Source organism: Leptospira fletcheri (genome assembly GCF_004769195.1).
GTDB classification, from domain to species: domain Bacteria; phylum Spirochaetota; class Leptospiria; order Leptospirales; family Leptospiraceae; genus Leptospira_B; species Leptospira_B fletcheri.
In genome coordinates this window covers 545,672-559,972 of record NZ_RQET01000004.1, presented here as the reverse complement: position 1 = coordinate 559,972, position 14,301 = coordinate 545,672, and the positions used below count along the sequence as shown (strand labels likewise).

The following is a 14,301-nucleotide window of genomic DNA, read 5'->3' as shown; positions in this document are numbered from 1 at the left end:
TCCCTTATTCTCCCTTAATAAGATCCTGTTCCGGAAGAGTCCCTTAAAACGTTGTTTGCGGGATAAGAAATCGTGTATTCGAATTCGATTTTCTTGGAAGAACCTGCAGGGATCTCCGCTTCATACGTTAATATGCCGTCTTCCGTTTTTTCCGGTTTGTCGGGACCTAAATTCCAGCGGATTTCCACGCTGTCGTCCACAGTGTACGGTATCCGATCTATCAGTCGGAATAGGATTTTCCGCTTCTTATTATTTTTGATCGAAATTCCGATCCGATGACGGATCGTCTTTTTCCTGGAAATGAGCCCCGACTTATCCTCGAATTTTTCTTCCCGTCTTACGATTTTTACGTCCCGATCCGGACCCAATTCCATTCTGATTTTTTCCCCGGGCTTCAAGGTCGACACGGAAGTCGTGCCTAGCAGATTCTCGCCGGAATAAATTTCCAGCGGACCGGAAAGCAAAGGCTCCCGTTCCTGATTCGTGGATACTACGGTCAGATAGGCGTCTTCTCCCGTCAAAGGAGAAGACTCGTAAGTAGGTGTAACCGGAACCGTCCTTTTACGCAAAAAGACCCGATTTAAAGTCTTGTCAGAAGGAATGATCTCCTTCGATTGGGATATATAACGAAAATCGAATCCTTCGGACGACAATCCAGGGGCGATCAGACTGTAAGCGTATTTTCTGTCCGAATTCAATTGAGAAGATCGATTTAATAGAATCTGAACTTGGGATTCTATCTCCTTCAATTCCTTACGAGAACTTTCCCGTAAGCCGGAAAAACGCCTTAGCGCTTCTTTTCCGTATCGAATAGAATCCTCGTACGAACCTTGATCGAAAAAGGTTTTCTGGTTGGCCAAATCCCCTCTAAGTTGGCCCATATTTTCCTCGACTTGAAGGGAATTGGATTGCCCTTTGAAATTCCCCTCTATGATCATACGGGATTTTTCCAACGGATTCTCGTTTTGCGTATCGGAATCTTCCGATTTCAAATCGTCCGCTTTGGCATGACTGGTAGACGGACGATATACTTTTTTTCTAGCTTCTTTTGCCATGACCGGCGCGGCAGCCGGAGGTCCCGCGGAGGATTTCTTAGCTCGGCTATAATCTATATCCCTATCTTCGGAACCGGAATATTCCTTTTCTTCCGCGGCGATCACGCGGGAAGTAATCCTCAGCTCCCGATAATCGGGAAGATCCAAATCCTGGTTCGGATTTGCGGTGGAAAATTCCAACCGTACCCCGTTCCAGTCCTCTCCGGTTTCGTTCCGAACGAGAGCATACCATCCTAGCTCCGCTTCGCTTCCGTTAGGTTTCAAATCCAGAGTGTAGCGGGGATACCAAATGGCTCCTCGAATCAGATATTTGTATTCGAGTTTATAAGTTCCGGCAGTCTCTACTTCGGCCTCCAGACGAATTTCCTTTCGGCGGAGAACATCTCCTTGGGCCAAATGATCGAGCTTGGCATTAACGATATAGAACTCCTCGCGGATTCGGTCCAATTCCTCTAATTTAGATAAACGTAATTTGGTATTCTCTTCCGAGAGATCCGAAAATGTTTTCCGAAATCCGGACAGAGAATCCGGATCCACCTTTTCGATGACGCCCTCTTCTTCCCTCAACACCGGTTTGATGGATTTAAAACTCGTCTCCCAATCTAAGAGTTCCTGAACTTCTCTAGACTTCGTCGAGAGGGAAAGAAGTAACGACTCTTTTCTCCGGGATAATTCCTCCGTCTCTTTCGATTTAAATTTTCGAGTCACTCTTTCCAGAACCCGAATGCCTCGAATTTTAAATTTTCTTCCCGCATCGGAAAAAGAAACGGAGACACTTTTATCCAGAATATTATACGGAACCTCGCCTAGGCTGATTTCCGAAGAACCTACGGGAAGTTTGAATTCCGCAATTCGAGTCGTATATGCGAAATCCGAGTATAACAGAACCGAGTGAACGCGGGGCGTTCCGAGATAAGAAATCGTTTTAGGGGAATCTGACGCTTCCGTAATTGCGGTAGGGGTCTCCTCTTCCGACTCCTGTGAAATTACGGATCCAGGAGAAGATAAAAACCCTAATAGGATACAGGAGATCGAAAAGTACCTGATAAAAGGTCGAAAAGACATAGGCTCAATAGATAAGCCCGATTTTCCCTCTTCGTCAATTTATTTTCAGCCCGATAAACAAGGACCCCGGATCCTCTATGCCGCCTTCGTGGAATATCCTTTGACACTGAAAAACCGTTTTTGGGAAAGGAGAAACGCACCTAAAACCAAAAAGGATCCGATCGCAGTGACTTTCATTAGATTCGGAAGAGAGGCGACGATTTCCGGAGCAAGCAGTGCATTCAATTTTTCCACTCTTGTAAAATCGAAAGGATACACATAAGTCAATGCGGCTATGGATGCCAAGCGAACGAGTTCCAGAACGATTCCGGACGTTTTCAGTTCGAAAATCGTTCCGATATTCCGAAGCGTCCAAAGTATATAAAAACCTAAAACGATCATTTCGGAGAGAGGAAGTTCCTTCTTAAATTCGATATAGACCATGGAAGCGCCCATGGCAGACAAGAACTGGAGAATCGTGTAAACGGTCAAAGCAACAGGGATCTCGGTATCGAACTTCCTATAAATTTTCCGATCGATTTCAGGAGGAATCACGCTTTCCCCTAGGTCCCTAGGTTTCCAGCCGGGGGGTCGAAACCAAACGGCAAAGGCGTCTTTCCAAGATTTCGTTTTCCAAGACAGTTCGAATAACTCCCTAAAATAATCGAATTGTGCTCGAACCGGATTCCATGTAGTCATAGGTTTTACGATTCCGAAGATCGGTTCTTCTTCCTCCTCCTGAAACGTACCGAAGAATCTGTCCCAGATGATAAAAGTTCCGGCATAATTCTTATCTATATATTTCGGATCTCTTCCATGGTGAACTCTGTGATGAGAAGGAGTGTTCCATAACCATTCGAACCAACCTAGCTTAGGTATAAGACGAGTGTGGATCCAGAACTGATAAGCGAAATTGATCTGAATGACCATTACGAACATAAAAGGGGAAAAGCCGAGCACAGCTAAAGGAAGATAGAACGGAAGAGAAAACGTATTCTGCAGGACTCCTTGTCTCAAGGCGACGGTAAAATTATAATCCTCGCTTTGGTGATGAGCCACGTGTGAAGCCCAGAAGACGTTAATTTCATGGGCAAACCTGTGATACCAATAATAAAAGAAATCCGCCAACACGTAGCAGACGATCCAGGCCTGCCAAGACGAATCGGATAACGTAAGAAGCCGACACTTTTCATAGATCCAGGCATAGATCCCGACCAAACCGACCGTAATAAATACCGTAAAGACCTGCATAAATACGCCGGCCGAAAGGTTGTTCACGGAATCTTTATATCTATAGAACGGCTTTTTTGCTGCAAGGACCCAAAAAAGTTCCGCAAACGCTAAAACAAAAAATGCAGGAGTGATCAATTCTATGATATTCTTTTCCATTTGCCCTTCCTCTTTCGACTTTCGATGTAACGATCGGTCGGTCAAGAAAAAGAAATCGGGATAACCGGATATCCCGCAGGAAAGATTCGATAACGTACGTTATCCGAAAACCGGGAAAGTACCCTTCTATATCAAAAGAAGAAACTCACGGAGAAGTTCAGGGATACGATTCCCCCACCATAATGGTAATTGGGATTTTGACTCGTAGGAATGTATTTGTCCACTTCCACCCATCTTAATTTTTGGTACATCAATCCTACGTCGAAGATGACCGGATTCTTCAACCTATCTTTCAAAAACTTGAAGTTGCGACCGCTCAGAGCGTAGGAAAGTCCCAAAGAGTAGATCATCCTATCGTTATCCATCCAGTTATTCATACCCGCATAGTGCGGTACCGGAGTAGGACGGCGTCCGATACCTCCCCTTGCCTTTAATGTGGGTGTTACCACTACTTCCGTACCGAATCGAACATCCGTGGTATCATGGAAATTCAACGGATCCGAATATTTAGCCTTGATCCTTGAATCATGCAGAAGACTCCATAGCTCCCGATTCACATCCAAATTCAATAGCACCCTTTTGAACGGACGGAAACCGACCCCATAAGACCAGACCCTCGGGTTGTATTGGTCGAAAAGAGCTAAGTCGAAATCCAATTGAATTCCTAATAGGGTAGTCTGGGCTCTCGCAGGAATGGGATCCGCAGACAGATAGGTTTCCCTTTTGTAAGAGGCTCCAAGACTGAATTTTCCGTATGTGAATTGAAGTCCATAGGTCGGGTTGATCAAGGGTTTGAGAGTCAAAACCACTTGAGAATTCGCTTGGACAGGATCGGGAGAAATCGGAACGTCCTTTAACAAGATCGCTCCGGATCCTCCGGCTAGAGCCGTAAAACCCACTCCCGCAAAAAGACGGTCCTTCCACAATTCCACTCCGACCCCGCCCATAATCGTAGGTCTTTCGTTGCTCGTTCCCGATTGAAGATATCTCGGCACTGTAGGGTTTTGATCGTTCACCACCATCAAGTTTCCGCCGGCAGGAAGAATCGCATTTAAACCGAAACGAATGGTCCGACCGATATCGAAAATTTCGTTCAAGTTCATCGAGAATCCCAATCCGACAAAACTATCGTGAGGTTTTTTGATATCGTTATCTGTCGGGGCGTTCGTACGAATCGTAGGATTCGCATAATTCATGATCAAAGCCACTTCATGAAAGTTTCGTGCAGGACGAAGAAGAGGCCTATAAACGAATAAGCCGTCCTTGAGATTGTACCAGCCTCGTTTGTACCAGGGGCCCGTTAAACTGGGATCGTCTTTTGCAGGTTCCGTGGAAAGAATCGGACCTTCCGGAGGAGTTTTTCCGTCCTTATTCGCCTCTGTGGCAGCGGCAGCTTCTTTTTCTTTGTCAGCTTGGTCCATCTTTCCGACAAAGAGGTCCGCTTCGTTCAAGCGCCCTAAACCTGCAACATTGTAAAATACTGCGGATGAGTTGTTTACCGTTGCGGTTACCGCTCCGGCCATCCCTGTCGCAGCTGGGTGAGCTCCGTAAATATCCCCATAACTCCCGGCGTGGATTTCGGAAAGCCCTCCTCCGACAAGGCAATACAATAGCGTAAAAGACGCCCCCGAAAGATAGGGAATCTTTCTTTTCATTGGAATGTTTCGCATGTTCCCTTCCTGATCAATCAGCTTCCAATCTATCTACGACAGATAGATAGATGTTTCTAATTTCTTTATTACACATCAGTTATTTTTTAAAAATTATTCCGTATCTTAATGCTCAGGGCGAAAATGTCCAGTACTATTGAAAAAACAGGGTAGTATCGAATTTTATCAAAAATTATCAATTTACAAAGAAAAAATTAGATAAGCAGCGTTTTTCATAAAAGAATGAACGCTACAATATATACATTCTAACCCAAAATTGGCCGGGAAGAAAAACATTTATCCGATGGAGCGATTTTTTTGAGGAACGGTAGCCTCGAAATATACTTTCATCAGTTCCGCATACCGAAGGTATCCCAGGAACTCCTTCCCCTCCGTTGTGGTTACCGCGATCTTATCCAGATCGAATTCCAAAAGCAGTTTTAAAACGCTTGCGAGGCTTTGGTCCAAGGAAGCGGCAGGCACCGCGGTATCCGCGGCGTCCCCGACCGTGATCAGATTCGTCGCGAATTCCCTGCTCTCCGGAGAATGTCTGATTTTTCTTAAGGAAAGGATCCCGAGGTATTTTTCCTTCTCGTTCAAAACTACGTAATCGCTCGCCTGGATCTTCATGGATTCCTTTTCCAATTCGGATAACAAAACAGAAGAACGGACTACCGCGATCTTCCTGAGAAGAGAGGACACTTGTCCTACTACGATTCCTTCCAGCACATCCCTGTTCATATCCCAATAATGAGCCGGTGATTGGAATCGGTTCTCCTTCTGATTCCTGTACAAGGTCAATTTGTGAGACATTACGAAGGAAATGATCGAAACGACCATTAAAGGAGGCAATAACGAGTAGCTTCCGATAATTTCGCAGATCATCACCATCCCGGCAATCGGTGCGCTGGCTATTCCGGCATAAAACGCCCCCATCCCGACGAGAATAAAAGAGGAAACGGAGACGGAAGTGGAAAGGACCATTTTTGTTACCGTTCCAACTGCGCCGCCTAGCATTCCGCCGATAAAAAGCGCCGGTCCGAACATACCGGCCGAGCCTCCGGTTCCAATCGTAAAGGAAGTGGTAAGAATCTTCAGGAAGGCGAATCCGAAAAAGAAGAGCACCAACAAAAGATTCCTTTTTACGGCGAATTCCTTTTGAAGGTTCGTCGTAGATAATATTCCGTCTCCCTGTAGCCCGATAGCTTCCGGTATTTTATTAATTCCTAATGCATCTAAGACATTCGGAATATAAGGATCGAAAATCTGCTTTCCGTCCAGCGCGTCCTGGAGAACTCCAGCTCCGGTTCCGATCACTTCGGGAAGAAAAAATCCGATCAACCCCACGGGAATTCCTCCGATCGCGGGTTTTAGCCAATCGGGAATTTTCCAACCGGCAGCCCAATCCTGGATTTTTCTGAAAATATGAATGAATAAGGATCCGTTCAAAAAACAGAGGATTCCAAGGACCGCGTAAAAAAACAACTCCGGATATTCTTCGAACCCGATCTCCGGTACCCGATAAACGGAACCGAATCCGTTAAGACCGGAATAGGTCAGGTAAGCAGTTACCGAGGAGATAATACAAGGTATCAAGGAATCACTTTCTATATCCTCGCGATAAATCATCTCCACCGCGGTCAAAGCTCCCCCCAGAGGAGCATGAAAAATCGCGCCCAGACCTCCTGCAGTTCCCGCTAAAAGTAAAGTTCTCCTCGCTCTGGCTCCGGCCCGGGTAATTGTCGCAACCAGAGAGCCGAAACCGGCGCCGATTTGGGAGATGGGTCCTTCTTTTCCGCCGCTTCCTCCGGAAGAAAGAGTGAAAATAGTCGAGATTGATTTTACGAAAGGAACCCTGGATTCCATTTTCCCTTCCTTGTTATGGAAGGAATCGATCATAGAATCCGTTCCCGTTCCGGCGGAATCTCTGGAAAAACGGGTTACAATCCAACCGGTCACCAATCCGCCGACTACCGGTAAAAAAAGCAAAATCCAACGGCCGATCCTTAGATTCGGATCAGGATTTAAATCTACGTAATATTCTCCGTTCGGATGCGTATTGTTCACACCTGCGGCGGTATACAACATTAGAAATTCGCCCCAAGCCAAAGCACGGGAAAATGCAAACGCTCCCAGTCCTGAGACGATCCCGGTCAAGAGGCAGTACAAATAAAGGGATCTTCGTCCCCCGATCATTAAAAAGGAGCGCAGTCGTCCGATTCGTTCGGGCTTAGGATTCGATTCCGTCATCGTTTAGAATCTCGAACTTCGACTTTAAAAACTTTTGGAGACGTTCAGCTCCAGGATTCGATTGTGCGAGTACGTATCTTGCCAGGCGCCCACAAGACGATACAATCGAGGAACGATCAGTAGTCCTAAGAACACTCCCGCTCCGGGAGATTGCATCACATTCCCGGAAGGAGTAGATTTTCCCAACAAGGTGTCTATCGCGGAATGGGAATGGATCGTACTGGAAGCGTAGTAATAACCGATTCCAGCCAGCAACAAATCGGCCATTATATATCCGAACATCCCTTTTAACGTATCCGATGAAGTATATACCGGAGAGGCCTTCGAATTATAGTAAACCGAGGCGGCGGGTTCCAATAAGGCCAATCCTCCGGAAATCAGATATCTTTTTTCCGAAACGGCACCGGCAGCGGACCCGTGCGCGGATTCGGGAGATGTCTGCCCGTTGACCGCCTGTCTTCGAGTCAATTCCTCGTATAGAAAATCCCGAAAGGCTTTTTCCGCTCCTCGTTTCGGCGATTCGACTCGAATCAAACTCAGTTTTTCACGCTTCGAAAAACCTAATACATAAACGTCCACCGATATAGGAGAATACCAGCGCGAGGTGTAACGATAAGCGAAGCCTTTTGTGTTTTTGTTGGAAATGATACGATCGTAGGTCAGCTTATTCAAAGCCGCAATAATCTTGAGATCGTTGTCGGTAGGGTCGCCCTCCAATTCGAAGGCCTCTCCTGCAATAAGGGAATCGCCTCCCCAAAACAGCAGGATCGCAAAGAGAAAAGTAAAAACCCGGCCTTTTCCGCAGTTCATCCTACGACTCGGTCTCCCAAAAAAAATGCGGCTATCAACATGGAACTGTTGTAGGTGACATGAGCGGTAATGGGAACCCAAATATTTTCGGTTTTTAAATAGGATAATCCGAAATAAAGGCCTACGAAAATCAAAAGTAACGGACCTACCCAAGACCCCTTCGGGTTATAATGCACTAATCCGAAAAGTACGGAAGTCAGTATTAGACCGAGCCGCTCCATGCCCTTTCCCGCAAATTGCTTGAGTAAGAAACCGCGAAAAAAAGCCTCCTCCACGAATCCCGCCCCGAAACTTACGCCGAGTAAAGCCCAAGTTAGCAAGGTCCAATTTCCTTGTAGGTTTTGGGTCAACGCGACTTCCAGCGGATTGGATTGAGGTTTTCCTATAAAAAAGAAGATCAGACCGCCCGCGACATTTACGAAGCAGAAGGTAGCGACTCCGACGGATACTCCGATCCCGAAGGAACCTCCATCGAACTGATCCCTGAAGTCCGCCCGATCCGCCTTGGCAAGTCTGGCAAGAATGAAATACGCGGGTAATAAAAAGCAAAAGGCCCATACAAGCCTGTCGATGACAAGAAGCCAGGGTCTTTTCGTGACTACGAATTCGGTATAATCCTTGAGAGCCTTCTCTGCGGAAGCAGGTTCGTTCCACGCGATTTTTCTGTCTTCCGGTTGAACCCCGGGAAAAGGCGTTTTTGGGGTCTTATTTTTTTCGTAAGCAGGCGGCTTAGCGGAAAGAGTTAGCTCGATTTGAATCTTGGCAATCTGTTGGTACAGAAGGTTCGCAACCAACAAAACCAGAACTTGGAGGAGCAAAATCTTTCCGACCTCGCTCCAAAAACCGCGGGTTCCGGGTTGCTTTTCGATTTCTTCCATACGCGGAGCCGCGCCCATCATTTTCCTCCGATTTTTTGCGTCATTGTTTTTTTAAACCTACCGATTCTTATAATGCGTGTCCTTCTTCGAAAAACTTATTAAACCGGCATTTTATTCAGTACTGCTACTCCTATTGTATTCCACCGAACCCCTTCGAGCAGGATTCGATAGAATGCAGTTAAAAAGTCTGGATTATTCGGATAAAAATCTCCTGAGAGTGAGGGAAGAGGTAAAATACAATCTACGAGTCTCCGTATCCAACCTCGACCAAAAGAATTTAGTACCTCTTCGATTTCTTGTTTATAAAGTGGGACCTAAGGATAATTTCTTCAAGATCATGGCAAGAACGGGAATGGACCTGGATACGCTCTCTTCCGTGAACCAACTTTCGTCCCCCCAGGACATTTATCCGGGGATGGAGCTTTTGATTCCGAACATGCGCGGATTTTACGAGTCGGAACAATCTTCCTCCGACGATTCCGAGAGAAAAAAAATCTCCTCCCGGCATAAGATTCCGTCCAAATTCCTATATTATGATGACCTAAGAAAGACCTGGTTCGTTCCCGGAAGAGGTTTGCCGAAAGAAGAGAAGAACTTTTTTTACGGTATGGCTTTTTCCGATCCGTTAGCGGAGGAAGGCAGGATCAGTTCCCGTTTCGGCAAAAGAAAGGACCCCTTTACGAAAAAGGATACGTTTCACGGAGGAATCGACTTGGCAGCGGAAAAGGGAACTCCGGTTTATGCTTCTGCGGAAGGCGTAGTTGCTTTTGCAGACTCCAAGGGCGGCTATGGAAATCTCGTAGTGCTCAAACATTTGCTGGGTTATGAGACGAGATACGGACATCTAGATAGGATTTTGGTTCCGTCCGGCGCGAAAGTGAAAAAAGGACAGCTGATCGGTGAAGTCGGAAAAACGGGTAGAGCAACAGGGTTCCACCTGCATTTCGAAATATTGAGAAATAGCCAAAAACAACGCCCGATATTTAAAGGTCATGTTTGATGATCCGTTCCCTATATCGTAGCCCGATCCTGAGAATTCTCGCTCCCGTCCTTCTATTCACTACCATATTCTCGATTCTGATCCTTGCCGGCTGGAATAAGACGGATCCGGATTTTTATTCCGTCGATTCCTCGATTTCGCAGGGAGAAGACAATGCGCTTTTCTTTTCCGAGTCCGTTCACGAAGGAAAAATCTCGGAACCTTTCGGATTGGCAGTCGACTCCAAAGGACGGATTTATACTGGTTCTACGGATGGAAACATCTACCGAATCAGAACCGACGGAAAGCAGGAAGTATTCGCAAAGACTTCCGGGCGCCCTTTAGGTCTGATCTTCGACGGAAAAGGAAATCTTGTCGTATGCCTTTCCGGAATCGGTTTAGTTTTTTACGATTCCAAAGGCGACGAAAACGTTTTGGCCCGTACCGACGAGAACGGTAATGAATTAAGAAATCTTTATGGACTAGACATTTCCTCCGACGGAACGGTCTACTTTACGGAGTTAAGCCGCAAGTTTTCGTATTCGGACTCCTACTTGGAAGAATTGGAATCGAAACCCAACGGTAGAATTCTTTCCTATCATCCGATGACCCAGTCCGTAAAAACGGTTCTGGACGAAGTCTATGCCCCGACAGGAATCGCCTTGTCGGCCAAAGAGGATTTTTTGGTTTTTGCCGAGAAGTATAGACACAGGATTAGCCGATTTTGGCTGCGCGGTAAAAAAACGGGAAAAGAGCAATTTTTTATCACCCACTTACCCGGTAGTCCTGCGCTAATCCGTTCGGACAAAGTAGGAACGTTTTGGATCGCGTTATCCTCTCCTAGACACCTCCTAATCGATAAGATCCAGCATAAACCCGAGTGGAAAAAAGTTCTAGCTGCTTTGCCGAAAATCTATAGGCCCAAGGAAGGGACCTTATCCTACGCACTAGGAATGAACGAACAAGGAGATGTGACCTTTGCCTTGACGGACGCCACTTCCGGGCGCGTCGGCTCGACGACTGCCATCGTCGAGTTCGGCAAAGGCCTTCTCCTGTCCGGAAATTCCTCGGATAAAATTTGGAAATGGAAATTCGAAACTCTCGAATCTTTCTTTTAAAGAGTCGAAACGAGCGTTGCGAATTACATCGAACCCAGGAGTTCCCGGATTTTATCCAGTCCGTATCTTTCCACGAAATCTCCGAATCTTTCCTCCGATTTTCCTTCTTTCTTCCAGACTTCGAAGGCCTTCTCTAACTGGCCCGGAATATCGGCAAACGCGATTTTCTTCGCTACGTATTGCCCTACCTTGGTTCCTTCCGGATTTCCTCCGAAAAAGAGAGAATACTTTCCACCGGCTTGCTGCCCGACGATTCCGACTTCCGCCGAGTAAGGCCTTGCGCATCCGTTCGGGCAACCGGTCATCCGAAGAATCGGTGCCCGATCATTCAGTTGGAGTTTATCCAGGACTTTCTGTATCCCTTCCAAAAGTTGAGGAAAAACTCTTTCCGATTCGGTAAGCGCCAGTCCGCAGGTCGGTAAAGCAGGGCAAGCCAAAGCTCTGTCGTACAAGGGTTTGGGGGAAGCGGGATCTATATTATAGTTTCTTAATTTACTTTCTACGTTCGCGCGATCATCCTTTTTGATTCCCATCAAAACCAGATCCTGATCCGCCGTAACTTGCACGTCCAAATCGAACGTAGAAATGATGTCTTTTAACGCGGTTTTAAGAGGCTTTTCCGGAAAATCTTTGATCCTACCGGACAGAGTATGAAGCCCGAGGGAATAGGTTCCATCTTCCCGTAAAGTCCATCCTAGATAGGCCGGTGTTTCCCACTTGGGTAAAGGTTTTATTTTGTCGAATTTCGCATTCGATCTTCTCTCAACCTCGGAACGGAACCACTCCACACCCTTTTCGGCTAGGACGTACTTGAGTCGTGCATGCTTTCTGTTGGTACGATCGCCAAAATCCCGATGAGAGGTGACGATCGCATCCGCTACGGAGATCAGGTCTTTTATGGGGACCCAACCCAACAGATCCGCGGCTCTAGGATAGGTATCAGCCTTATTATGGGTCATGCCCAATCCGCCGCCGGCAAATACGAAGTATCCTTCAATTTTACCGTCTTTGTCAAGAGTGGCAGCGAATCCCATATCATTCGTATAGATATCCACGGAATTGTCTCCGGCAAGAGTGACTGCGATTTTGAATTTCCTAGGCAAGTAGGTTTTTCCGTAGATCGGATCTTCGTCCTCTTCGGAATTGAGCTGCTTTTCTCCCAGCCATACTTCGGCATAAGCCTTGGATTTGTATTTGAAGTGGTCGGACAACAATTGAGCCACCGCATCCAACTGATTTAGATCGGACCTTCCCCAAGGATTTAGCGCCTGCGTTACGTTTCGTACCACGTCTCCGCAAGCACCCATAGTGGATAGATTGACTTTGTCGACGGCCTGCATGATCGGGCGCAAGTCGGTAAGACGGATCGTATGCATCTGTATGGATTGTCTTGTCGTTAAGCGAAGAGCTCCACCGGCAAATTTGTCGCCTAATTCGTCCCAAACCAAGTATTGCTTCGCAGTCAATCTCCCGCCTGGGATCCGACCACGGATCATAAAAGAGGTCGGATTTTCTATAAAATCGCCTTGCTCGTCTTTTCTACGATCCCTGTCCTTTTGTTGGTACATCCCGTGAAATTTGATCAACTGCCGATCATCGTCTCCGAATTCCTCGGACCCGGCCTCTACTGTAGCTCCGATTTTTCCCCGAAGCCCTTGAGAGGCCGATTTGATATGTTCCACTTCGCTGAGTTCATTTTCTTCTGACATAATAGGGGCTGTCCTTTTATATTAACTTTTATGAATGCTTTAATTTTAGGTATTTCTCTTTGAATTCGCGCAATAACGAGCGAAGCGCCTCTTTCCGAACTTCCGGATCGCCGAGGGATTTCTTTGCCGCCTTTCGGATCTCGAACAAATCTTCGAAGTCCCGTTCATGGCCCTGCGGGACCAGTTCCTCTAAAGCGTTTCGTATCGTTTTTGCCAATCCCGCAAATTCTCCCTGAGTCGAAACGGCGACCCGTAATGGGCCGCGATCAAAATAGGCGGAAGAATAAAAATCGCAAGCTTCCGGGTCGTCCGCACAATTGATCCAAATCCCCAGACGTTTCGCTTCTATTACGAGATCCTGATTGGTCTTTCTATCATTCGTCGCGGAATAGATTAAGTGGAAGCCCGCGAGATCCGAAAGTTCGACCTTCTTCTGAAAGAGTTGGACCTCGGGTCTTCCCGAAAGAATTTCAAGGACCTCAGGTCGAAACGTTTCGGCAACAAGAGTCAATTCGCATCCGCTTTCCAGTAGAGGCCCTAATTTTTCGAGAGCGACCCGTCCACCTCCGATCAGGAGAACCCTTTTTCCTTCCAGCTTTAAAAACACGGGAAGAAGTCGGTTCATTCTTCCGTACCGAAAGGAAAGTGACTTTGTCCATCTAGAATAGACGGATCGGTTTTCGATCGCAATCCCACGACAGCGCCTATGTAGATGATTCCCGGACCGGTTCCGTTTTTAGGGACTCCGTTTCTTGCCGCCTCGCCGAGAGTAAGCGTCCCGATTTTCTGTTCGGGTAGACTCGCATTTTCGACCAAAGCCAAGGGCAACTCAGGATCGGCACCGTGGTCGATCAATTGATTCGCGATTTTCTGGATGGAAGAAGTTCCCATAAAGAGAGCGATGGTGCCCTTGAATTTCGCGAACCAATTCCAATCCGTGTCTTCGTTTAATACCGTGTGTCCGTCCATGATCAGGACCTGTCTCGAAAGACCTCTGTGGGTTAGGGGAAATCCCGCTGCGGAGGATCCTCCCGTCAAAGAGCTTACACCGGGAACGATCTCATAGTCGATTTCGCTGGCACGAAGCGCTTCCAGTTCCTCTCCACCTCGACCGAATAAAAAAGGATCTCCGCCTTTCAATCGGACGACGGTTTTTCCGGAAGTCGCATATTTTATCAGAAGGTCCTGGATTTCGGTCTGAGTAGCGGAGTGCTGTCCCGCGCGTTTTCCCACATAATGTGCGATCGCAGTGCGCGGAAAGTATTCCAGAAAAGAAGGATCCAAAAGCGCGTCGTATAAGATCACTTCCGCACTCTCTAAAATCCGCAGAGCACGTAAAGTCAACAGATCCGGATTGCCCGGACCGGCTCCGACCAAATATACTTTTCCGCGCTTTTCCATTCGTTTTTTCTAATCTCCG

General features: G+C 46.9%; 11 protein-coding genes. 2 read left to right on the top strand and 9 right to left on the bottom strand.

Going from position 1 to position 14,301, the window contains the following annotated elements:
• Positions 1–14: 14 nt before the first annotated feature.
• The 6 genes from EHO60_RS05960 to EHO60_RS05935 all read right to left on the bottom strand — a co-directional run bounded on the left by EHO60_RS05960 (position 15) and on the right by EHO60_RS05935 (position 9,096).
• A complete protein-coding gene (locus EHO60_RS05960) occupies positions 15–2,120 on the bottom strand; it encodes a DUF4139 domain-containing protein (RefSeq protein ID WP_135767237.1) in 2,106 nt (701 codons plus the stop codon).
• A 75-nt stretch (positions 2,121–2,195) separates the two neighbouring features.
• On the bottom strand, positions 2,196–3,488 hold the full coding sequence (locus EHO60_RS05955; protein ID WP_135767236.1) for a sterol desaturase family protein: 1,293 nt from the start codon (positions 3,486–3,488) through the stop codon (positions 2,196–2,198).
• Positions 3,489–3,619: 131 nt separating this feature from the next.
• A complete protein-coding gene (locus EHO60_RS05950) occupies positions 3,620–5,158 on the bottom strand; it encodes an OmpP1/FadL family transporter (RefSeq protein WP_135767235.1) in 1,539 nt (512 codons plus the stop codon).
• A gap of 276 nt (positions 5,159–5,434) precedes the next feature.
• Entirely contained in the window at positions 5,435–7,387 is a 1,953-nt protein-coding gene (locus EHO60_RS05945) for a chloride channel protein (RefSeq protein ID WP_135767234.1), read from the bottom strand.
• Between the two features lie 24 nt (positions 7,388–7,411).
• Entirely contained in the window at positions 7,412–8,197 is a 786-nt protein-coding gene (locus tag EHO60_RS05940) for a hypothetical protein (protein ID WP_135767233.1), read from the bottom strand.
• The gene (locus EHO60_RS05935; protein WP_246028152.1) at positions 8,194–9,096 is read right to left on the bottom strand and encodes a CPBP family intramembrane glutamic endopeptidase; all 903 of its coding nucleotides are present in this window, start codon (positions 9,094–9,096) and stop codon (positions 8,194–8,196) included. Before EHO60_RS05935 ends, EHO60_RS05940 begins: the two co-directional genes overlap by 4 nt.
• Before the next feature lie 76 nt (positions 9,097–9,172).
• On the opposite strand from EHO60_RS05935, the gene EHO60_RS05930 reads away from it, so the two are divergent.
• Both EHO60_RS05930 and EHO60_RS05925 read left to right on the top strand, forming a co-directional pair.
• Positions 9,173–10,075, top strand: coding sequence for a LysM peptidoglycan-binding domain-containing M23 family metallopeptidase (locus EHO60_RS05930; RefSeq protein ID WP_425460283.1), 903 nt, complete (start codon positions 9,173–9,175; stop codon positions 10,073–10,075).
• Positions 10,075–11,172: an SMP-30/gluconolactonase/LRE family protein gene (locus EHO60_RS05925; RefSeq protein ID WP_135767231.1), complete on the top strand. Its 1,098-nt coding sequence runs from the start codon at positions 10,075–10,077 to the stop codon at positions 11,170–11,172. The genes EHO60_RS05930 and EHO60_RS05925 overlap by 1 nt, the downstream gene beginning before the upstream one ends.
• Positions 11,173–11,195: 23 nt before the next feature.
• Here the strand turns inward: EHO60_RS05925 and EHO60_RS05920 are convergent, their stop codons facing one another.
• Genes EHO60_RS05920 through cobA form a run of 3 tightly spaced genes read right to left on the bottom strand, consistent with a single transcriptional unit; the run spans position 11,196 to position 14,282 of the window.
• Entirely contained in the window at positions 11,196–12,881 is a 1,686-nt protein-coding gene (locus tag EHO60_RS05920) for an NADPH-dependent assimilatory sulfite reductase hemoprotein subunit (RefSeq protein ID WP_135767230.1), read from the bottom strand.
• Between the two features lie 28 nt (positions 12,882–12,909).
• On the bottom strand, positions 12,910–13,506 hold the full coding sequence (locus EHO60_RS05915; RefSeq protein WP_135767229.1) for a precorrin-2 dehydrogenase/sirohydrochlorin ferrochelatase family protein: 597 nt from the start codon (positions 13,504–13,506) through the stop codon (positions 12,910–12,912).
• The gene (gene cobA / locus EHO60_RS05910) at positions 13,503–14,282 is read right to left on the bottom strand and encodes a uroporphyrinogen-III C-methyltransferase (protein WP_135767228.1); all 780 of its coding nucleotides are present in this window, start codon (positions 14,280–14,282) and stop codon (positions 13,503–13,505) included. Before cobA ends, EHO60_RS05915 begins: the two co-directional genes overlap by 4 nt.
• Positions 14,283–14,301: the final 19 nt, after the last annotated feature.